This is a genomic window from Streptomyces sp. NPDC021020 (genome assembly GCF_044333285.1).
In the GTDB taxonomy this organism is placed as follows: Bacteria; Actinomycetota; Actinomycetes; order Streptomycetales; family Streptomycetaceae; genus Actinacidiphila.
In genome coordinates this window covers 554,788-574,325 of record NZ_JBIRQQ010000001.1, presented here as the reverse complement: position 1 = coordinate 574,325, position 19,538 = coordinate 554,788, and the positions used below count along the sequence as shown (strand labels likewise).

Here is a 19,538-nt window from a genome sequence, read left to right as displayed (position 1 = left end):
GCGCGCGGTGGCGCGTTGGTGGTGGCGTTACGCGCCTGGTGTGCGCGGGTGGGCGCTCCTCGCTCTGGGAGCGCGGCGCAGGGCCCCGCGGATTCTTCTGCTCGGCAGCAGGGCGCGACGACGCGTCGGGCGGGTGCTGAAATCGGCATACGGTGCCGCGGTCACGTTCTTTCCCCCGTATCGCTGTGTGCCGGGTCGGCACAACGGCTCATACGCCTTCAGCGTAGGAAGGCGCCTCGGAAAAAGTCAAGGCGGTCCCGAATTTACCCTGTTTTACCCGGCGCCGCTTTTAGGCTTTTCGTATTTACCTTCTTGGAGAATGTCGGGCGCGCGGTTGCCCGCTCCGGGGCGGTGGGTTGCGGTTCGTTGCGCGACCTTCCCTTGGCGGGGGCTTGTCGCGCAGTTCCTCGCGCCCCCGGTGTACCCGGCGGGGCATCGCGCACTCCGTGCGGGGGGCGGGGTCAGGGGCCGCCACGGGGCACCTCCTCGGAATGCGCGTCCGACCTCATGAGCTAGGTGGCGGGTCCTGCGCGCGCATTCCTCCGGGGGCACCCCGCACCGACCCCCTCCCGGCCGGAATGGCGGCTGCCTGCCGGTGGGGGTGAATGTTTTCGGGGACTGCGGCTCGCCCCCGACGGCGAACCCGCCCCACAGGAAGACCGCAACTTTCGCTCCTACCTGCACGGGTGGTGGGGGTGGGAAACACCTCGCGCCGCCAGGCGCGGGCACCCCCGCGGCGGGAAAGCCGCACGCGTGCGGGCACCCGCCCGTAGTCCGTCACATCCTCATCGCGTCCGGGTCCTCGTAGGTCTCGTCATCGCTGTCGCTCTGCGAGCCGAAGTCGATCTCCATGAACTTCGGGCCCTCCGGGTCCGACTGCGGGTCGGAGGGCGACGACCCGTCCGACATCTCGACGTCCGGGCTGCTGTCGGGCATGCTCGCGTCGTCGAACTCGGATTCCGAGACGTCCTCCAACGTGTAGACGACCGCGCCGCCGGTGTCGTCCTCGGTCACCCAGCCGGCGTCGATGTAGGCCTTGATCAGTTTGGTCCTGCGGTCCTTGGGGATGTCGCTGCGGGTCATGGCGGCCGCGAGGGTGTCGGCACTGCTGGTGAGGGGGGTTTTGCCCGCGGCCCTCGCCTGCACGTACTCCTGATGCCAGAGGTGGGTGGCCTTGTCGATCGCCAGCGCCTGCAGGGCGAACGTGTCCATCTCTTTGGCGTCCAGGGTCGTCCGGGCGCCCCATTTCTTCTTCGCCCACGCGTAGAAGCGAGCCGGGTCGCTCGGGTCCTCACCCGACCTGATCAGGTCGTTGATGTCCGGCCGGTTGTTCCAGGTGTCGTACAGGGCGTTGTTCAGGGTGATCTTGATCTTCTCCGGGACCATCACCCGGCGGTGGTTGCCCGAGCTGGTGCCGTACTCGACGTCGAACCGGAGATCGCCCCTCTTCAGGCCGACCATCTTCTTCTCCATCTGGCGCCACATGCCGGTGCCCTGGTTCAGCGACCACTGCGGAACGATGTTTTTGTCCACGTCCGTTCCGCCGACCTCCAGGCCCATCACGTGCCCGCGGTCGTACCCGGCCCCGCCGAACAGGTCCTTCCAGATCGCCTTCTTGTCGGGCCCTCCGCTCCCGCCGGACTTCTGCCTGTACGCCGTGACCAGCGAGGTGACGGCGATCGGCTCGGGCGCCTGCTTGCGTCCGGTGGTCTTGACGGGGGCGATCTTGCCGGTGACCCGCTTGGGACGCTCGATCGTCAGATCGCTCTCTGCTTCGCCGCCGCTGGTGGGGGCGTAGTGCGAGAGGGTCGCGGTCTCCAACTGGGTGGTGCTCGTGCGCTGCACCATGTCCGTGTCCGCCGCCGCCGGTGCGGCGTCCTCCGCCTGCCGCTGCACCTCCGGTGCGGGACCCGCCATGGCCTTCCGGGCGTTGGCCTCGGCAGCCCGCTCGAAACGGTCACCGGGGTCCGACACGGAGAACCCCTGCCCGGTGGTGGTCCCCGACACCGGGCCGCTGCGCTGCTGGACCACATGGGTCAACTCATGGGCCAGTGTGTGCTTGTCGCCCCCGCCCTCGCCGATCACGACATGGCTGCCGGAGGTGTAGGCGCGAGCACCGATCTCGGCCGCCGACGCCCTCGCGGCACTGTCGGTGTGGATACGCACGTCGGAGAAGTCGTGCCCGAGACGCCTCTCCATCTCGGCCCGCCTGGTCGCGTCGAGAGGGCGGCCCGGCCTGCGCAGCACGTCGGAGACGGTCGAACGCCGTTGCACCGCGGACGCGTCGGCCTCCGCGCGGCCCGCACGACGCATCATCTGCACGACGGCGGCATTGCCCACCGTGGCCTGGAGAGCTGCCGGTCCCTGCGTGGGCCCTGCCGGACCGCCCCTGGCGCGCGGGAGGTTCTGCCGCCGCTCGTGGTCGCTCGACGTCTGTTCCGGTTCGTGAGCGCGCATCGCGACCTTCCTCATGGGCCGGGGCAATCCTCTCTTGATACGCCACCGGCACCTGCCATGACCAGGAACGCGGGGGCAGAGTTCGCTGCCCCCGCGGCCCGCTACGCCCTACGCGCCCGCCGCACCTCACGGCCCTGCCCGCGTACGGCGGGCGCGAACGCGGTGCCCCCCTCCGGCGCCGCCTCCCCCACACCCACCGCACGCGGGCCGTCCTCGACCAGGCCCCGAGCAGGGACCCGTCACCCTTCTGACGCGACGTCCCCCCGAATCCGTTACACCCCCGACGCAGAACCCCTGCGGGGGGCTTGCGACTTTCCCGCCGCGGGGGTTGCCCGCGCCTGGCGGCGCGGGGTGTTTCCCACCCCCACCACCCGTGCGGGTAGGAGCGAAAGTTGCGGTCTCCCTGTGGGGCGCATTCGCCGTCGGGGGCGAACCGCAGTCCCCGAAAACATCCACCCCCACCGGCAGGCAGCCGCCAACGCTCCTGGGAGGGGGTCGGTGCGGGGTGCCCCCGCAGGAATGCGCACCGAGTGGCCGCCTCCTTGCGCGTGAGGTCGGACGCGCATTCCGAGGAGGTGCCCCGTGGCGGCCCCCGACCCCACCCCCCGGGAAAGGGCGCGATGCCCCGCCGGGTACACCGGGGGCGCGAGGAACTGCGCGAGCAACCCACCACCGGCAGAGGGTCGCGGGCACCACCGCAACCCCCCGCCCCGGAGCGCCCCCCAAGCACAGCGCAGCGCTACGGCTGGCGCGGCGGCCACGGAACAGCCGCCCCCGCGGCGGGAGCCGCGTAATCGACGCCGGGGACGTCCCACCCGTACAGCCCCCGGAATTGCGCGTAGAACCACGCCGCCCCGCCCGGCGCGAGGGCAAGCGCGGCCGCCGGGTCGGACCACAGCTCACGGACCCGCGCCTGCACCGCGGCGTCCAGCTCCCAGCCGTCGAGCCGGATGCGGTCCTGCGCGTCGAGGCGGAGCGCCGCCTCGTCCGTGAGCTGGGCCCAGAGGTCGACGGCCTGGTCCGCGGTCGTGCGCCAGCCATCGGCGCCGAGGGTGTCGCGGAGCAGGGAGATGTAGAGGGCGAGGGAGGGGATCGCGGTGGCGGCCTGCGTGACGGCGGCGCCCGCGACGACGGTGAAGGCGCGCCCGCGTCCGGCGAGGACGTCCGCCTGGAGGCGGCGCGCGGTCGCCTCCAGGTCCGCCTTCGCGGCGCCGATCGTGCCCTGCCGGTAGACGGGCGCGGTGATCTCGGAGCCGACGTACGAGAGGGCGACGGTGGTGAAGCCCTCGCCGAGGAGGTTCTCGTCGGCGAGCGCGCGCACCCACAGGGCCCAGTCCTCGCCGCCCATCACCTTGACGGTCGCGGCGCGTTCGGCGTCCGTGGCCGCCGTCAGCTCGACGCTGCCGATCTGCGGGATTCCGTCCTCGAAGACGAGCGAGGGCGAGGTGTGGTCGCCGCCGAGCGGCTTGATCACCGAGTGGTGGATCTCGCCGGTGGCCGGGTCGGTGCGGCGTGGCGAAGCGAGCGAGTAGACCAGGTGGTCGACGGGCCCGTACCGCTCGGTGAGGAGTTTCAGGACGTCCGCGCGGGTGCCGTCGGCGTACGCGTCGGCGTTGAGGAAGGTGAGGTCGCCGCCGGAGGCGCTGGCCAGTTCGGCCATCTCGGCGGTGCGGTACCACCCGGCGGTGGCGGTGCGCCGTTCGGTGCCGCCGTTCTCGTAGGCGACGCCGATCCCGCGCACCCCGTGCCGCCGCAGGCCCGCGAGCAGGACGGCCATGCCGTACCCGGCGCTCGACCCGAGCACCAGCACGACGGGCGCGCGCCCCTCGTGCGGGGCGGGCGGGATCGACTCCCACACCTGCCGCACGCTCGCGGCGCACCCGGCGGGGTGCGAGTTGACGATCAGGTAACCGCGCTGCTTCGGCGTGATCTGCTGCGGGCCCATGCGGTGTCCTCCGGAGGTCGCGGGCGGATGGGGGTCGGCCGGCGGGCCGGGCCGGCCGTACGGCACCCGGCCCCACCCCGCGGCCGATGGGGTCGGCCTGTACGGGCGGCCGGTCCGCGGGCGGGTGACTGTACGACCGCCGAAGAGCGGCCCCCGGCGGGGCGGGCGGCCCCACCGGCCCGGATGCCGGTTTGTCCGGTTTCCGCCATCGTAACCGGCGCCGTGAGCCCCCTCCGTGCGCCCGCGGCACGGAAGTGGCGTGGTGTCCTTGTCGGTGGACGGGCTTGCGCCGGCCGTGTCGGGCGCGGTAGCCGCACGGCGGGCGTCGCTACGATGGCCGATCGTGTGTCCGCGCGGGGCGGACGCCGAAGGGTGGTGCGGGCGATGCGGGACGACATCGAGGACTTCGCGCGGGTGGCGGGGGTCCGGCCGATGGCCGGCGAGGCGCTGCCCTGGGAGGAGGCGACGCGAGCGGTGGGCGTCGAACTCCCCGCCGACTACCGGGCGTTCGTGGACGCGTTCGGCCCCGGCGAGCTGTACGGGCGGCTCGCGGTGGGCACGCCCGGCCCGCTGCGGGACGGCTCCGACGGCACCGCCGCCCTGCGCGCGTACCTCGGGGACGCGACGACGCTGTGCGACGCGCTGCGCGGCCTGCGGCTCGAATACCCCGACGCCTTCCCGTACCCCTTCCACCCCGAGCCGGGCGGGCTGCTGCCGTGGGGCGGCGGTATCGGCGGTGAGCAGCTGTTCTGGCTGCCGCGCGCGGGCGGCACGCCGGAGGAGTGGCCGGTGGTGGTGTGGGACAAGGCGCAGTGGCGCGAATACCCGCCGGGGATGGTGACGCTGATGCGCCTGGCCGCGTCCGGGGCCGACGACTTCCTGCGGGCGCTCTTCCACGACGCGGACGCGGCCGTCTGGACGCCCCGCGACTGACCCCTTCCCGGGCGGGGGCTACGCCGGGTGGGGCTACGCCGGGTTGTGGCGCCGGTAGTAACGGGCGACGCGCGCCCGGTTGCCGCAGCGCGCGGACGAGCACCAGCGGCGGCGCGGGTGCGCGGGCAGGAAGAGCATCACGCAGCCGTCCGCCTCGCACTGCCTGAGCCTGCCCGCGGCCGCCGGATCGGCGAGGAGGTCGGCGGCGGATTCCGCGAGGGCGGCCGCGAGCCGTACGCCGAGGGGCCCGGAGCGGCGCGGGGTCGCGGTGACGGCCGTACCGTCCCAGGCGAGTTCGCGTACGGGCGGGGCCGCGCGCTGGGCGGCGGTCAGGCCGCGCAGGGCGGCGGCGGGGGGCGCGGCGCCGTCGAACAGGGCGCGGACGGCGGCCTCGGCGTGCGCCCGTACGGCGTGGACGGGGGCGAGGTCTGACGCGGCGGGGGTCTCCGCGCCCTCCGGGAGGCGGTGCGCCTGGGCGGCGAGCCAGCGGGTGAGCTGCGCGGGGGTCGCCAGGAGGTCGGTACGGTCGCCGTTCCCTTGCGCGGGGCGGGTGTTGACCAGGTCCAGGGCGAGGGCCTCGCCGGTGAGCGGTTCGCTGTCGTCGGGCATGGCCACATGGTAACTCGGGCCCTTCATGCATTAGTATCGCCGACGACGCCAGGCCTAATGCATTGTCGCGCCCAGGAGGCATGTGACATGAGCTTCACGCACCGCACCGGCACACCGCCGCGGATCGCCGTTCCGGCGCAGATCGTCCACCGCTTCGTCGAGGTCGACGGGGTCGAGGTCTTCTACCGGGAGTCGCTTCCGGAGCGTCCCGACGCGCCCGTCCTGCTGCTCCTGCACGGATTCCCGTCCGCGTCGCACCAGTTCCGCCGCCTCATCGACACGCTCGGACGCGACTTCCGGCTCGTCGCGCCGGACTACCCCGGCTTCGGCCACACCCGCGCGCCGCGCGACTTCACGTACTCCTTCGACCGACTCGCCGATGCCGTCGAGGCCTTCACCGAACGCCTCGGCCTTGCCCGCTATGCGATGTACCTCTTCGACTTCGGCGCGCCGGTCGGCTTCCGCCTCGCCCTGCGCCACCCCGAACGCGTCGCGGGCCTCGTCGTCCAGAACGGCAACGCGTACGAGGAGGGCTTGTCGCAGGCCGCCCGCGACTTCACGGCGCTCACGCCGGAGACGCCGGGCGCGGAAGCCGCCCTGCGCGGCCTGCTCTCCCTCGACTCGACCCGGGGCCAGTACGAGGGCGGCACCTCACGCCCCGAACTCGTCGCCCCCGAGGGCTGGTTGCTCGACCAGCACTTCCTGGAGCTGCCGGGCCGGGCGGACGCGCAGCGCGCCCTCGCGTACGACTACAAGTCCAACGTGGCCGCGTACCCGGTGTGGCAGGCATGGCTGCGCGCCCACCGCCCGCCGACCCTCGTCACCTGGGGCGCCCGCGATCCCTTCTTCCTCGCGCCGGGCGCGCACGCGTACGTCCGCGACGTCCCCGACGCCAAGGTCCACGTCTTCGAGACCGGCCACTTCGCCCTGGAGGACCACCTGCCCGCCATCGCGCCGCTGATCGCCGACTTCCTGACCCGTACGTGGCCGGGCGCGTCCGCGCCGCTCAGCCCGGGAGCCGCCCGGCCTTGACCTCCCCGAGGAAGGCGGTCCAGGCGTCCGCCGCGAAGAGGAGGGCGGGGCCGTGGGGGTCCTTCGAGTCCCGGACCGGGACGAGGTGGGGGTGGTCGAGGACGACCTCGACGCAGCTGTCGGGGTTCGACCCGCCGCTGTAGGAGGACTTGCGCCAAGCGGCGCGGCGCAAGTCAGGAACGGATTCAGGCATCCCGGGCTCCTCTCCTGCCGGGCCGCCTCAACCGGCGGCCCGATCAGCCCAGTTATGCCCGCCGGTCAGACCGGAAAACGGTCACCCTTCACGTCCGCGACGAACGCGGTCCAGGCCTCCGCCGGGAAGACCAGGGCGGGGCCCTGGGGGTCCTTGGAGTCCCGCACAGGGACGACGCCGGGGAAGTCGTCAGCGACCTCGATGCAACTGTCGGGGTTCGTGCCGTTGCTGTACGACGACTTACGCCAGGCGGCAGTATTCAGGTCTCGAGTGGAGTCGGGCATGACGTGTGGTCCTCCAGCGTGCTGCGCAGCAGGGCAAGAGAATCGGCTGTGGATAGCGCGGAATCCCTGAGGAGATCGTAGGACAAGCGCAGCTGCTCCACCTCCTCGGTTTCGGTGATGACCTGGCCGCTCCAACTGCTCTCGACGTAGGCGACCATCCGCCCACTGGGCAGCCACAGGATCCGGACCGAGCCCTCCAGCAGGGGATGCGGCCCCGCGTCGAACGGCACGATCTGCACGGCGACGTTCCGCTCCTGAGTCGCCTGCACAAGCCTCTCAAGTTGATCAGCCCAGATCTGGGGGTCGGCGACGGGCCGTCGAATCACGGACTCGTCCAGCAAGGCCCGGTAGTACAGGGCATTGGAGCCTGACAGGCGTTCCTGCCGCGCCATTCGGCCCTTCACATGAAGATCCAGCGCTTCATCGCTGGCCGGGCGCTCCATGCTCATCAGCGCCCTGGCGTATTCGGGGGTCTGCAACAACCCCGGCACGGTGCCGACGCTGAACTCGTGGATGCAGGTGGCCTCGGCTTCCACCTCGCCGAAGCCCGCGAAGCGATTGGCATTCGCCTCGCGCTTCGCCAAGCGCCACAGGTCTGCAAGCATTTCGCCCGTCCCGTACACCGCGTCCAGCGCGCAAGCGGCCTCGAGCGAGCCAAGCCGTCCCCCCTTCTCCAGCCGATGCAGGTAGGACGTGTCGTACCGCGTCTTCTCGGAGAGCTGAGCGAGGCTCCAACCGCTCCGGGCTCGAAGCCAGATCAGCGCCCGATGGTAGGCAGCGCGTATAGACAAAGGACCCGAACTGTTGTCCTGCATGCGTACGTACGCACCTCACTCTCGTTGCCTCGCCTCCAGGCAAAACCCCGCTGCCCCCCCGACCGCACGCCTGCCACCTGCACGCGAAGCGTGACAAGCGTCCGAGGCAGCGCGGTCGTCTGCCGGTCCAAAGGGGGCAATGCACCAGCCCTACCGACACTAGGTCACTTCACGCCATTCTGCCTACGGAACGTCAGATTCCCATCACGCAGAGGCGGCCCCCACCCATGGCTACGGCATCGCACCCCTACTCCCCCGCGCAGATCCTGTGGCCTGCCACACCCCGCGGCGTGCATCAGGCGCGGCACTCGCTCGATCGTCAACTCACCCGGTGGGACATGGAAGATCTGGTCCCGGAGGCCGGCCTCGTCCTCACCGAGCTCATGACGAACGTGCTTCGGCACGCCGCCGTCGCCGGGCGGAAGACGGGCGTCAGCATCCTGCGCGTACCGGGCGGGGTGCGGATCGAGGTGCATGACGCGCGGGGGCGGGCGGAGGGCGTGCCGGTCGCGCGGGAGGCGGCGCCGCAGGCCGAGAGTGGGCGGGGGATGACGGTCGTGGACCGGCTCACCGGACACCGGTGGGGGGTCACGGACCGTGTCGGGCCCGGCAAGGTCGTGTGGGCGGAGTGCGTGCGCCCCGGTGCGTGACGGCGTACGCCCCCGCGTGCGCAGTGCGCGCCCAGCGCCGGAGGGGTCGGCGCCGAAGGGGTCAGCGCGGGCCCGCCGCCTGGTGGATCTTCGCCAGGAGCCGCCGGAGGACGACGTTGCGGTCGCTGTCGGCGGGGAGCCGCGCGAGGCAGGCCTCCAGGGCCGCGACGTGGTCGACCCGCATCCGGCCGGCGCCGACCTTGTCGAGGACGGCGATGATCGCGTGGAAGCCCCAGTATTGGCTGAACGCGATCGGCTCGTCGTCCAGGACCGCCTGCGTCAGGTCGTCCAGGTAGTGCCCGTCGGGGCGGGCGTACTGCCGGGCGTACGCGGCCAGCCGGACGCCCGGGGCGGGGGACGTGAGCGCGGCCCTGACGTCGAAGTCGTCCTGCTGCCGGGTGGCGGTCACCAGGTCGGCGAAGATCTGCTCCATGTGGTCGGTGCGGGCCAGGCTCCTCGGGGTGGCGCGCACGCTCGCGTACTCGTCCGCCAGGCGCTCGACGTTCCCGGCGGGCCCGGCGGCGGTGTCGGTGTATGCGCCCGGTGCTCCGGCGTCCTCGCCGCCTCTCGTCACGATGGCGAACCGCGCGGTGCGCGACGCGTCGTCCGCCGTGCGGCCCGCCTGCGCCGAGCGCTCCTCGGCGGCCTCCACGCGTTCGGCGAGCTGCCGGTATTGGAGCTTCGTGCCGCCGGGCAGCTCGATGCTGTCGAAGAGGTCGCCCAGCCACGGGACGACGGCCACGGCGAGGAGTACGACGGTGACGCCGTCGACCTTGAGGCCGGGCCTGACCATGTGCACGATCGCGGCGGCGACCGCCGCGCAGGTGACGACGACGGCGATCACGTCCCGCCTGCGGACCCGGCCGCGGTCCGGCCGCTCTCCCCGCCCGCCCGCTGCGTCCGCTCCGTCCGCTCCGTCTGCCACGCGGACCACCCTGGCAGACGCCCCGCCGCCCGCGCGAGGGGATCGCGTTCTCAGTCCTCGTCGCGGTGGGTGAGGCGGCCGCCGGACAGCCGCCAGTGGTGTCGGTGGTCGCCCAGCCGCCAGGTCTCGTCCGCGGTGAGCGCCTGCTCGATCCACGCGCGGAGCTGCGGGAGGGCGTGCGCGCGCAGTTGGGCGCGGGTGGCGGCGCGGGCGGCCGCGTCGACCGGGTGGACGTCGATGCGGAAGCCGACCGCGTCCGGGTGGACGCCCCGGCCGTACGTGCGCGGTGCCGGCGCTGTCCAGGCCGCGGACAGGACGAGGGTGCCGCTGTCGTGGCCCGTGAGGAAGCGCAGGTCGGTGACGTGGTCCATGAGCGGGCCGAGGCATGCGGAGACGTCAGTGGCGGTGAGGGGCCGGGCGAGGTGCGCGGGGAGTCGTCGGTCGCGGGCGGGCACATGAGCCAGCGTGGCAGATGCCCGCGGCGAACGCCCGTGCCAGGATGGGCGGATGGGGATGCGGAGGGCCGTACGGCGGCTGGACCTGGGGTACTTCGTCCGCCCGGCGGCGGAAGTGGGCGGCCCGCAGCCGCGGGTGGAGCCCGTCCTCGCGTACCTCGTACGGCACGACGACGGGCTCATCCTCTTCGACACCGGCATGGGGGACGCGGGGCCCGAGACCGAGGCGCACTACCGGCCCCGGCGGCGGGCCCTGCCGGAGGCGCTGGCGGCGGCGGGAGTGGGCCTCGACGACATCGCGCTGGTCGTCAACTGCCATCTGCACTTCGACCATTGCGGCGGGAATCCGCTGCTGGCCCGGCGGCCGATCCTCGTCCAGGACGTCGAGTTGGCGACGGCCCGGCGCGGCGACTACACGGTGGACGCGCTGGTCGACTTCCCCGGCGCGGTGTACGAGGAGCTGGAGGGCGAGGCGGAGATCCGTCCCGGGGTGTGGGTCGTCCCGACGCCCGGGCACACCGCGGGGCACCAGTCGCTGGCCGTCCGGCAGGACGACGGCACGGTGGTCCTCGCGGGCCAGGCCCACGATTTCGCCTCGGAGTTCGCCGCCGACCAGCTGGCCCGCGAGGCCGCCCGGGACGGCGCGGAGCCGCCCCTCCCCGGCTACGCCCCCTGGCTGGACCGCCTCGCGGACTTCGACCCGCGCAGGGTGCTCTTCGCGCACGACTGCTCGGTGTGGGAGCCGTCGCACGTGGCCGCGGGCTGAGCGGCGGGGCGGCGCGCAGCCGGGCCGGTCACCCGAGACCGAGGCGCCGGCCGCCTCCCGCGCCGGGCCGGGCGAGGTGCCGCGGCTCGCGGGTCAGGCGGGGAGGAACACCGTGGGGAACGTGTACCGGTACTCCTCGCCCCACGTCAGGCGGCCGTCCTCGTCCCGTTCGAGGGCACCGCAATCGCACTCCTCCTCCGGGTCGCCGACCCGCAGGGCGCTCGGTGGGTGGATCATGCAGTGGTCGCACCGCACGTAGGCGTCGGGCCGGGAGAGCCACTCGTCGGCGCTCTGCGGGGAGTCGATCCTGCCGGCGAACCGCAGGGGTGTCCCGTCCTGCGCGGTCACGGCCAGGGGCGGGTGGTCCGCATGTCTGTCCGAGCCGTCCGAGCCGTCCGAGGGGTATTCGTCGACCTTGCCTCCGCCGACGTACAGCCCGAAGTCGTCGTAACCGGCGGGCAGCAGGTCCCCGGGCGATCCCCGGTAGAGGGGCTCGAACAACGCGCCCAGGCCGTCGTCCGTCGCGATCCAGTACCCGAAGGTGGAGCGCCCGTCCCGGTGGACGTCCTGCTCCGGGCAGCGGCTCACCCACACCTGGCATCCGCCGCGCCGCATCGCCGCCACCTCGCGCTCGACGAACGCCTCGGCCGCTTCCTGCACGGTCACCATGGCCGCCCCCGCCCCCGCTCCCGCGCCGTCCCCGCCCACCGCAGCCCCCATCGTCGACAGCCCCCTCGTGTTCACCGAACGCGCCACGAGCGTAGACGGTGGTTCGGACACCCGGGCCCGCGTCCTAGGATCGGCGGCGCGGGTTCGCCGTTTCGCGGGAGGAGACAGGGTGATGAGCGCGTTCGACGTACCGCTGGAGGACGAGCGCACGCAGCTCGACGCCTTTGTCGAGGACTACCGCGCTGCCGTCGAGGCGGCGCTCGACGGGCTGAGCGAGGAGCAGGTGCGGCGCAGGCTCGTGGCGTCGGCGACGACGCTGCTCGGGCTCGTCAAGCACGTCACGTGGATGCAGCGGGTGTGGTTCGAGGAGTGCGTGGGCGGCATCCCGCGCCGCGAACTCGGGCTGGCGCTGGGGCCGGACGAGTCCTTCCGGCTCACCGACGAGGACAGCGTCGCGTCCGTCACGGCGGCCCACCGGGCGGCGTGCGCGACGGCCCGCGCGCTGGTCGCGGGGCTGCCGCTGGACACCGTGGTGACCGGTCACCGCACCGGGCCGCGCACCCTGCGCTGGGTGTACTTGCAGGTGCTGCGGGAGCTGGCCCACCACTGCGGGCACGCCGACATCCTGCGCGAGCAGGTGCGCGCGGGCTGAGCCGGGAACCGCCCCCGGTCACAGCCCGGGGAGGACGTCGGCGAAGAACGCGTGGTCCCCCGCGAAGGTCGGCTCCAGCTGCCGGTATTCCTCGACGGTGACCCAGCGGGCCTCGCTGACCTCCCTCGGATCGAGCGTCAGCTCACCGCCGGTGATCTCGGCCGTCCACCAGTGCAGGACGAAGCGGCCGTCCGCGCTCGCGCTCTCCCAGACCTTGCCGAGCGGCGCCACCCGCAGCCCCACTTCCTCGTACACCTCCCGCACCAGCGTGTCCGGCTGCGCCTCCCCCGGCTCGACCGTGCCGCTGAGCGGCGCCCAGTACCCGGGCTCCGGCACCTCCGGCCCCCGCCGGATCACCAGCACCCGGCCGCCCTCGCGCAGGACGGCCACGACACCTTCGCGTTCGGCCTCGGTCTGCTCCATGGCGGGGAAACTACCCTGCGGGGATGACCTATGTGAGCCCGCTGGGGTATCTGCTGGGCATCGAAGGAGCCGCGCTGCTGCGCGGGTTGCGGGAGGGGACGGCTGACCGGGCGTTCGTCGAGGCGCGGGTCGCGGAGGTGCGGGCGCTGCTGGACGACCCGGGGCTCGCCGCAGGGGTGGAGGCGGGCGAGGGCGGGATCGGGGTGGCGGAGGTCTACCGGGAGTGGGCCGCGCGCTACGACTGCCCCGGCAACCAGATGGTCGACGTCGAGCAGCCGGTCGTCCGGCGGATCCTGGACGGGCTGCCGGTCGGCACCGCACTGGACGCGGCCTGCGGGACCGGGCGGCACAGCGCGTATCTGCGGGAGTTGGGGCACGACGTGATCGGCGTGGACGCCTCACCGGAGATGCTCGCGCGGGCCCGCGTGCGGGTGCCCGACGGGGACTTCCGGGAAGGGGACCTGCACCGGCTGCCCGTCCCGGATGCCTGCGCCGATGTCGTCGTGTGCGGGCTCGCCCTCACGCACGTGCCCGAACTGGCGCCGGTGCTGGCGGAGTTCGCGCGGGTGCTGCGGCCCGGCGGGCATCTGGTGATCTCGGACGCCCATGTGATGTCGGCCTACCTGCGGCCGACGCCGGTACGCGGCGCCGCGTCCCTGCTCACCGAATACCACCGCCCGCTCAGCGCCTACCTGGCCGCCGCGCTCCCGCTCGGCTTCCGCGTCCTGGCCTGCGAGGAGCCGGTACGACCCCGGCCCGCACTCGGCCCGGCCCCCGAAATGCTGCCCGACCACGTCTCGTGGGGCCTGCTGCACCGCTACCCGGACGCGGCGGCCGCGGCGCTCGACGGCTCCCCCGTCGCGGTCGTGTGGCACTTCCAACTCGACGGCTCCGACAGGTAGGGAAGGGCCCATGGACATCCTCCCCGCGACCGTCGCGGACCTCCGGCAGGTGCTCGCCGACCACCACCGCTACTGGGGCGAGCGCGACCTGCGCGCGCTCCATCTCAGCGCCCTGGTGCAGGAGTTCGGCGACACCTGCCTCACCGCCCGCGCGGCGGACGGCATTCGCGGATACGTCATCGGCTTCGTCACCCCGGACGCCACGGGCTACGTCCACCTCATCGCCACCCGTGACGAATCCCGCGGCAGCGGCCTGGGGCGGCAGTTGTGGGCCGCCTTCGCCGAAGCGGCCCGAGCCCGGGGCGCCCTGCGGCTGAAGGCGATCACCTCGCCGGGCAACACCGGCTCGATCGCCTTCCACCGCAGCCTCGGCTTCTCCGCCGAGACCGTCGCCGACTACGACGGCCCCGGCGTGGACCGGGTGGTCTTCCGGCGCGAACTGCCCCCGCGGCCGTGACGGCGGCTCAATCCCACCAGAAGCGCCACACCGGGTCGGCCACCAGCTGGTTGGCGGCGTACTCGGCGAGTATCTCGTCCTCCTCCTGGACGATCGTGTCGGAGGAGAAGGCGAAGTGCTCGGCCGCGACGCGCTCCGCCTCCTCCGTGGTACGGGGCGGGGCGGCGACGGAGAGGATCACCGTCTCGTGGTCGAGGCCCACCAGGCGGGTGCCGAAGCGCTCCTCCCAGGAGGCCAGGACGGCGGTGAACTCCTCGGCGCCGTAAGGGAAGAGGTCCGCCACCCCGGGGCGGGCGAGCAGGGCCGCGGCCTCGGCCGCGCGGTAGGGGCGGTCGAGGGCGAAGGCCGGGCGGTCGCCGATGATGCCCTGGCGAGCGTCGCGTTCGTACTGCTTGATACGGCGCTTCTGCGCCGCCTGCACGTCGGCGAGCACGTGCGCCGCCAGCTCGTCCGGATCGGCGTCCCAGGGGCGGGCCCGGGGCGGGGCCAGGCCCGGCCAGCCCGCGCCGAAGGGGGCGACGACCTCCTCGTAGGAGTCGGGCTCGCCGTACAGCGCGACGAGACGGGCCCGTACCTCCGGGTCCGTCCCGTCGTCCGCCGCCGCCTGCGCCGCGTACGCCGCCCACTGCCGGGCCAGCACCTGCTCCGCCGTCGTCTCGCTCATGGGCGGGAAGTTATCCGACGCCACCGACATCGGGGAGTGAGACGTAGAGGCGGGTGCCCGCGCGGCGGAAGCCCGTGCGGGCGTAGACGCGTTCGGCGTCGGGGCCCGAGGATTCCAGCCACACGGAGGCGGCGCCCTGCGCGAACAGGGCCGAGGTCAGGGCGGCGGTCACCGCGGCGCCGATGCCGCGGCCGCGGTGGGCGGGGCGGGTGCCCAGGCCCGCGAGTTCGGCGGTGCCCGCGGCGGGCGCCGAGCAGGAGCCGCCGCCCGCGCAGCCCGTACCGTCCGGCAGGCGCACGAAGCGGACCGCGCCGCCCGACTCCTGCGTACGGCGCAGGCGCGCGGCCCCCTCCGCGGAGGACGGGAACTCACCGCCGAACGCCTCCGCGAGGGCCGCGTCGATCGCGGCGAAGTCCGCGTCAGCGGACGGGGTTTCGACGCGGACGGACGCGGGCGGCACGGTCAGGGTGCCGGGCGTGCACACGAGGTAGTCGTGCACGGCCTCCGTACGGAATCCCGCCGCCCGCAAAGCGGTTGCGACCACGGGCGCGGCTTCCGGCGCGAACTCCAGCCGGGGCAGCAGCCCGCGCTCCCGGAAGGCCGCGACCAGCGCGGCGACCTCCCGCGCGGACGGCTCCGCACCGGGCAGCGGGGTGGCGTAGTTGACGTAGGGGCTGTCGGTGCCCGGGTCGAACCCGGCGACGAAACCGCCGACTTCGGCGGCCGCGGGACGGCGGCGGAGATTGGCGACGGCGAACTGCTGGACCTGGGTGGCGTCCATGGTGAAGGGGTGACCTCACGGATTCTGCGCAGGCTGCTGCTGCGCACGGGAAGGCAGGGCAAGGACGCGTCGCCGTACGCCGTCCGGACGCGTGCGGTCCGGGGTACGCGGGACGCGCGGGGGTGTGCTGCCGCCGTCGCGGATGCTGCGCCGGGTGCTGCTCAGCGCGCGCGGCGGCCGGTGCGGCTCGCCGGAATCATTGGCGTTCGGTCCTTGCCGTGAGTGAGGTCGAGGTACTGCGGCGCTCACCCTCGCACGCGGCCCCGCGGCCGTCAACGGAAAAAGGGCGTTGTCAGTGCCCCCTGCAAGACTTGCAGGCATGGCGACATGGGAGCGGTTCGAGGAGGAGGCGGCCGAGCTGGCGGCCGCCGTGCGCGCCCGGTTCGGGGCGGGGCAGACGCATGTGCTGGCCACGCTGCGGCGGGACGGTTCGCCGCGGGTGAGCGGCACGGAGATCGACTTCCGCGGTCCTGACCTGTCCTTCGGCTCGATGCGAGGCGCGGTCAAGGCGCGCGACCTGCTGCGCGACGGGAGGTGCGCGATACACGCCCACCCGTACGGCGACGGGGACGGGGACGCGAAGGTCGCCGGACTCGCGGTCGAGGTCACCGGCGCGGACCGGGCGGCGTACACGACCGGCACCGAACCGGCGGGCGACTTCCACGCCTTCCGGCTCGACCTCCACGAGGCCGTCCTCACCCGGGTGGTGGGCGAGGAGCTGGTCATCAGCGTGTGGCGCCCGGGGCGCGGGGTGGCGACGCACCGCCGGGCGTGACGCGGGACGGCCGACTCCCCCCGGGGAGTCAGCTCCGGCCGCCGCCGCGGAGGTTCGCGCGGTCCGCGGCGGATTCGCCCTCCGACCAGCCCGCCGCGTCGCGGGCGCGCAGCCGGGAGGTGGTCGTGGACGGGAAGAGGCGGCGGGTGGTGTCCTCGACCGCGAGGGCGCGGGACGCGAGAGCCGGGAGCAGTTCGGGGGCGGACGCGGCGGACGCCGACTCCGCCGCCGCGGTCGCGTCGGTCAGGCGGGCGCGGATACGGGACGCGTACGCGATGAGGAAGGACTCGCGGAAGTCGCGGGAGCGGGAGACGCGTCCCGCGTGGAGGGCGCGGTCGGCCTGGACGAGCAGCGAGGTGTAGAGGATCTCGGCGGCGTCGAGGTCGGCGGTGTGGCCGACGACGGTCGCGAAGCCGTAGTCCGAGGACCACACGGACTGGCAGCGGTTCGCCTCCGCGACGGCGTCCAGCAGCAGCGCCTTCGCGCCCTCGTACGGCCGGTCCACCCCGATCCGCCGCGCCCCCGGCCCCTCCCCGGCGGCCGCCCCGAGCAGGGCGGCGTCGATGCTGTGCCGCGCCATGAGGTGCTGCGCCTTCGCCGACAGCGCCTCGGCCTCCTCGGGAAAGCCGGTCGACTCCGCCTTCGCGAGCAGCGCCCGGATGCGGGCGAGCATCTTCCCCGCCCCCGGGGGCGCCTGCGTGCCCGGCGCCTGCAGCGCGGGCAGCCGCGGCAGCCGCCCGTACAGCCGGAGCAGCTCGACGCACACGGTGGCGGCGGAGAACCGGTCGAGCTTCTCCCCCCGCGCGAACCCCGTCATGACGCCGGGCGCGTCCCCGGAGGAGCCGCTTGCGGGGGAGGAGCGACGGGAGCTTGCGCGGGAGCCTTCGCCGGGTGCGGCGCCGGAGGAGCCGCCTGCGCCGGACGAGCCGCGGGAGCCCGCGCCGGAAGCCTCCCGCGCGCGGGAGCCCCCGCCGGGTGCGGTACCGGAAGCTTCGCCTGCGCCGGAGGGGCCGCCTGAGGCGCCGGGTGCCGTGCCGGAGGCGTCCGGGGCGCCGTCCGCGAGGGTCAGGGCCAGGCGTTCGTGGCGGGCGCCCAGTTCGCGGGCCGCCATCCGTACGAGGTCCTGCGGCTGCCAGCCACGCCGGGCGCAGCCGCTCATGACCTCGGCGGCCCGCCGACCCGCGGCGCCGTCCCAGTCGGGCTGGGCGGCGAGCACGGACGCGGCCGCGTCCACCTCGTCCTCGCCGCCCCCGAGCGCCCGCGCGTACGCCGCCGCGAATACGTCCTCCACCTGGCCATTGTCCCCGAGCCGCCGGTCAGTCGGTGTGCTCCCCCTGGGCGACCTCGATGGAGCCGTGGAGGTCGTGGGCGGCCTCCAGGGCGCAGGCGGCGGAGAGCGCGAGGCACGCGGCGAGGGCGGTGGCGACCGTTTTGGGGGCGCGGGGCGCGCGGGGGTGGGACAGCAGGGCGGCGACGCGGCGGGGGACGGGGCCCGCGGCCGCCGGGAGGGCGGTACGGGGACGGGCCGCGGTGGGGCGGGCGGCGAGGGCGGCGCGGCCGATGGCGCGGGCGGCGACCCGGCGGTCGCCCACGGCGGCGGCCGCGGTTTCGTCGGCCCAGCGTTCGAGGGCGTAGGACAGCGGTGCGCGCAGCATCCGCAGGGCCGGGTGGCAGGCGGCGGCGAACGCGAGGGCGGTAAGGAAGTGGTGGTGCCGCCCCGCGAGATGGGCACGCTCGTGCGCGAGCAGCACCTCGCGCTCCGCGGGGTCGAGCGCCCGCAGCATGCCCGTCGTGACGACGATCCGCCCGGGGCGGCCGGGCAGCGCGTACGCGTCCGGCCCGTCGTCGTCCAGGACGGTGAGGTCGCCGCCCGCGGGCCCGGCGGCGTCGGCGGCGCGCCGGGCCCGCAGGCTGGTCCGCACGCGCTGCCGGTACGTACGCGCCAGCGCCGCCCCGACCGCCGCGAGCAGCCCGGCGGCCACGCACGCGGCGGGCACCGTCACCTCGTCCCCGACGACCGGCAGCACGAGGTGCCCGAGCGCGGCGACCGGCGGCAGCCGCAGCGCCCCCGCCCCGGCGAGCAGCGCGAGCGCGGCCGTACTGCACGCGGCGAGCGCGACCGCCGACCCGGCGAGCAGCCACGCCCCGACCCGCGGCGCGACGGCCTCCGCGAGCCGCCGCGCGACGGGAGCGGCGAGCAGCGGCACCACCAGCGGCAGCCAGACGGCGTAATTCACCGCCCCTCACCTCCGCACCCGCCCCGGGCCTGCCCCGGCCGCACGCCCTCGCCGGGGACGGCACCGCGCACGGGGTCCGCTCCCGCCGCAAGGCCCACACCCGAGGTGCGGCGCGAAACGGCGCGCAGCCCACCGCCCCGACCCGCGAGGAGGTCCTCCCCCGCCGCGGAAGACCGGCGCGGCCGCACGCCCGCAAGGCGCCCGGCACCGCCTGCCCCCGCCACGGAAACGAACCGGCGGGCCACGCGTCCCCACCCGGCGCCGCCCGCACCCGCCACGGAAACGAACCGGCGGGCCACGCGTCCCCACCCGGCGCCGCCCGCACCCGGCACGGAAACGGATCGCCGGGTCATGCGGCGCCGCCCGGCACCGCCCGCACCCGCCGCGGGAACGAACCGGCGGGTCATGCGTCGCCGCCCGGCGCGTCGGGGGGGTCTGCCTGCGTCAGCAGTTCGCGGAGGAGGCGTTCGTCGGCCGGGTCGAGTTCGGAGACGAAGCGGGCCAGGACGGTGCCGCGCTGGCCCTCGGCGGATTTGTCGAGTTCGGAGCGCATGCGGCGGGCGGCGAGGCCGGGCGGGTCCTGGGCGGGGAGGTAGGCGTAGCCGCGGCCCGCGCGGGTGCGGCTGACGGCGCCCTTGTCGTGGAGGCGGGCGAGGATCGTCGTGACGGTCGTGCGCGCGAGGTCGGCGCCGAGGTCGCGCTGCACGTCCGCGGGGGTGAGGGCGCGGCCACCGGCCGCCCACAGCGCGGCGAGCACGCTCGCTTCCAGCTCGCCCGACGGGCGGCGGGCCGCGCCCGCCTGCGTCTCGGGGGTCTCGGGGGACTCGCCCTGAGCCCCGTGGACCCCATCCGCCTCCGGCATGGAATCGCTCCTTCCCGCTCGTTCGTCTACAGTGCTGTAGACCGACTACATC

23 protein-coding genes are annotated in these 19,538 nt (G+C 74.4%); 8 read left to right on the top strand and 15 right to left on the bottom strand.

Annotated elements, in window-relative coordinates; translation table 11 throughout:
- Nucleotides 1-777: 777 nt before the first annotated feature.
- Together ACH4SL_RS02570 and ACH4SL_RS02565 are read right to left on the bottom strand one after the other, a co-directional pair.
- Nucleotides 778-2,457 carry a DUF4157 domain-containing protein gene (locus ACH4SL_RS02570; RefSeq protein ID WP_398441491.1) on the bottom strand — a complete coding sequence of 560 codons (1,680 nt, stop codon included), beginning with the start codon at nt 2,455-2,457 and terminating at the stop codon, nt 778-780.
- A 739-nt stretch (nt 2,458-3,196) separates the two neighbouring features.
- Nucleotides 3,197-4,402, bottom strand: a complete 1,206-nt coding sequence (locus ACH4SL_RS02565; RefSeq protein WP_398441488.1) for an enoyl-[acyl-carrier-protein] reductase FabV — start codon at nt 4,400-4,402, stop codon at nt 3,197-3,199.
- 384 nt (nt 4,403-4,786) lie between these two features.
- Here ACH4SL_RS02565 and ACH4SL_RS02560 point away from each other — a divergent pair, with 384 nt between their 5' ends.
- Nucleotides 4,787-5,335 (top strand): hypothetical protein, encoded by a 549-nt coding sequence (locus ACH4SL_RS02560; protein ID WP_398441486.1) that lies wholly within the window; start codon nt 4,787-4,789, stop codon nt 5,333-5,335.
- 33 nt (nt 5,336-5,368) lie between these two features.
- Here ACH4SL_RS02560 and ACH4SL_RS02555 read toward each other — a convergent pair whose 3' ends face one another.
- Nucleotides 5,369-5,944, bottom strand: coding sequence for a CGNR zinc finger domain-containing protein (locus tag ACH4SL_RS02555; protein ID WP_398441485.1), 576 nt, complete (start codon nt 5,942-5,944; stop codon nt 5,369-5,371).
- 87 nt (nt 5,945-6,031) lie between these two features.
- On the opposite strand from ACH4SL_RS02555, the gene ACH4SL_RS02550 reads away from it, so the two are divergent.
- A complete protein-coding gene (locus ACH4SL_RS02550) occupies nt 6,032-6,976 on the top strand; it encodes an alpha/beta fold hydrolase (RefSeq protein WP_398441483.1) in 945 nt (314 codons plus the stop codon).
- Here the strand turns inward: ACH4SL_RS02550 and ACH4SL_RS02545 are convergent.
- From ACH4SL_RS02545 to ACH4SL_RS02535, 3 genes are all read right to left on the bottom strand, one after another.
- Nucleotides 6,951-7,169 (bottom strand): DUF397 domain-containing protein, encoded by a 219-nt coding sequence (locus tag ACH4SL_RS02545; protein ID WP_398441481.1) that lies wholly within the window; start codon nt 7,167-7,169, stop codon nt 6,951-6,953. The genes ACH4SL_RS02550 and ACH4SL_RS02545 overlap by 26 nt on opposite strands.
- A gap of 65 nt (nt 7,170-7,234) precedes the next feature.
- Nucleotides 7,235-7,453 (bottom strand): DUF397 domain-containing protein, encoded by a 219-nt coding sequence (locus ACH4SL_RS02540; protein ID WP_398441480.1) that lies wholly within the window; start codon nt 7,451-7,453, stop codon nt 7,235-7,237.
- Nucleotides 7,429-8,268: a helix-turn-helix transcriptional regulator gene (locus tag ACH4SL_RS02535; protein ID WP_398441479.1), complete on the bottom strand. Its 840-nt coding sequence runs from the start codon at nt 8,266-8,268 to the stop codon at nt 7,429-7,431. The genes ACH4SL_RS02540 and ACH4SL_RS02535 overlap by 25 nt, the downstream gene beginning before the upstream one ends.
- A 227-nt stretch (nt 8,269-8,495) precedes the next feature.
- Between ACH4SL_RS02535 and ACH4SL_RS02530 the strand changes: the two genes are divergently transcribed.
- A complete protein-coding gene (locus tag ACH4SL_RS02530; RefSeq protein ID WP_398441478.1) occupies nt 8,496-8,918 on the top strand; it encodes an ATP-binding protein in 423 nt (140 codons plus the stop codon).
- A 61-nt stretch (nt 8,919-8,979) separates the two neighbouring features.
- Here ACH4SL_RS02530 and ACH4SL_RS02525 read toward each other — a convergent pair whose 3' ends face one another.
- Both ACH4SL_RS02525 and ACH4SL_RS02520 read right to left on the bottom strand, forming a co-directional pair.
- The gene (locus ACH4SL_RS02525; protein ID WP_398441477.1) at nt 8,980-9,843 is read right to left on the bottom strand and encodes a hypothetical protein; all 864 of its coding nucleotides are present in this window, start codon (nt 9,841-9,843) and stop codon (nt 8,980-8,982) included.
- 50 nt (nt 9,844-9,893) lie between these two features.
- Entirely contained in the window at nt 9,894-10,298 is a 405-nt protein-coding gene (locus tag ACH4SL_RS02520) for a hypothetical protein (RefSeq protein ID WP_398441476.1), read from the bottom strand.
- A gap of 52 nt (nt 10,299-10,350) precedes the next feature.
- On the opposite strand from ACH4SL_RS02520, the gene ACH4SL_RS02515 reads away from it, so the two are divergent.
- Nucleotides 10,351-11,064 carry an N-acyl homoserine lactonase family protein gene (locus ACH4SL_RS02515; protein WP_398441475.1) on the top strand — a complete coding sequence of 238 codons (714 nt, stop codon included), beginning with the start codon at nt 10,351-10,353 and terminating at the stop codon, nt 11,062-11,064.
- 93 nt (nt 11,065-11,157) lie between these two features.
- Here ACH4SL_RS02515 and ACH4SL_RS02510 read toward each other — a convergent pair whose 3' ends face one another.
- Nucleotides 11,158-11,808, bottom strand: coding sequence for a hypothetical protein (locus tag ACH4SL_RS02510; protein WP_398441474.1), 651 nt, complete (start codon nt 11,806-11,808; stop codon nt 11,158-11,160).
- 97 nt (nt 11,809-11,905) lie between these two features.
- On the opposite strand from ACH4SL_RS02510, the gene ACH4SL_RS02505 reads away from it, so the two are divergent.
- Entirely contained in the window at nt 11,906-12,385 is a 480-nt protein-coding gene (locus ACH4SL_RS02505) for a DinB family protein (RefSeq protein WP_398441473.1), read from the top strand.
- Between the two features lie 18 nt (nt 12,386-12,403).
- On the opposite strand, the gene ACH4SL_RS02500 is transcribed toward ACH4SL_RS02505, so the two are convergent.
- Entirely contained in the window at nt 12,404-12,808 is a 405-nt protein-coding gene (locus ACH4SL_RS02500) for an NUDIX hydrolase (protein WP_398441472.1), read from the bottom strand.
- Nucleotides 12,809-12,831: 23 nt separating this feature from the next.
- Between ACH4SL_RS02500 and ACH4SL_RS02495 the strand changes: the two genes are divergently transcribed.
- Both ACH4SL_RS02495 and ACH4SL_RS02490 read left to right on the top strand, forming a co-directional pair.
- Nucleotides 12,832-13,710 carry a class I SAM-dependent methyltransferase gene (locus tag ACH4SL_RS02495; protein WP_398441471.1) on the top strand — a complete coding sequence of 293 codons (879 nt, stop codon included), beginning with the start codon at nt 12,832-12,834 and terminating at the stop codon, nt 13,708-13,710.
- A 10-nt stretch (nt 13,711-13,720) separates the two neighbouring features.
- Complete coding sequence (locus tag ACH4SL_RS02490) at nt 13,721-14,167, top strand: GNAT family N-acetyltransferase (RefSeq protein WP_398441470.1); 447 nt, start codon at nt 13,721-13,723, stop codon at nt 14,165-14,167.
- Nucleotides 14,168-14,174: 7 nt separating this feature from the next.
- On the opposite strand, the gene ACH4SL_RS02485 is transcribed toward ACH4SL_RS02490, so the two are convergent.
- Nucleotides 14,175-14,831, bottom strand: coding sequence for a DUF4253 domain-containing protein (locus ACH4SL_RS02485; protein WP_398441469.1), 657 nt, complete (start codon nt 14,829-14,831; stop codon nt 14,175-14,177).
- Nucleotides 14,832-14,841: 10 nt separating this feature from the next.
- Entirely contained in the window at nt 14,842-15,612 is a 771-nt protein-coding gene (locus ACH4SL_RS02480) for a GNAT family N-acetyltransferase (RefSeq protein WP_398441468.1), read from the bottom strand.
- A 319-nt stretch (nt 15,613-15,931) separates the two neighbouring features.
- On the opposite strand from ACH4SL_RS02480, the gene ACH4SL_RS02475 reads away from it, so the two are divergent.
- Nucleotides 15,932-16,387, top strand: coding sequence for a pyridoxamine 5'-phosphate oxidase family protein (locus ACH4SL_RS02475; protein WP_398441467.1), 456 nt, complete (start codon nt 15,932-15,934; stop codon nt 16,385-16,387).
- Nucleotides 16,388-16,415: 28 nt separating this feature from the next.
- On the opposite strand, the gene ACH4SL_RS02470 is transcribed toward ACH4SL_RS02475, so the two are convergent.
- The 3 genes from ACH4SL_RS02470 to ACH4SL_RS02460 all read right to left on the bottom strand — a co-directional run bounded on the left by ACH4SL_RS02470 (nt 16,416) and on the right by ACH4SL_RS02460 (nt 19,486).
- Nucleotides 16,416-17,678 (bottom strand): DUF2786 domain-containing protein, encoded by a 1,263-nt coding sequence (locus ACH4SL_RS02470; RefSeq protein WP_398441466.1) that lies wholly within the window; start codon nt 17,676-17,678, stop codon nt 16,416-16,418.
- A gap of 25 nt (nt 17,679-17,703) precedes the next feature.
- Entirely contained in the window at nt 17,704-18,624 is a 921-nt protein-coding gene (locus ACH4SL_RS02465; RefSeq protein ID WP_398441465.1) for a M56 family metallopeptidase, read from the bottom strand.
- Between the two features lie 403 nt (nt 18,625-19,027).
- Nucleotides 19,028-19,486, bottom strand: a complete 459-nt coding sequence (locus tag ACH4SL_RS02460; protein WP_398441464.1) for a BlaI/MecI/CopY family transcriptional regulator — start codon at nt 19,484-19,486, stop codon at nt 19,028-19,030.
- Nucleotides 19,487-19,538: the final 52 nt, after the last annotated feature.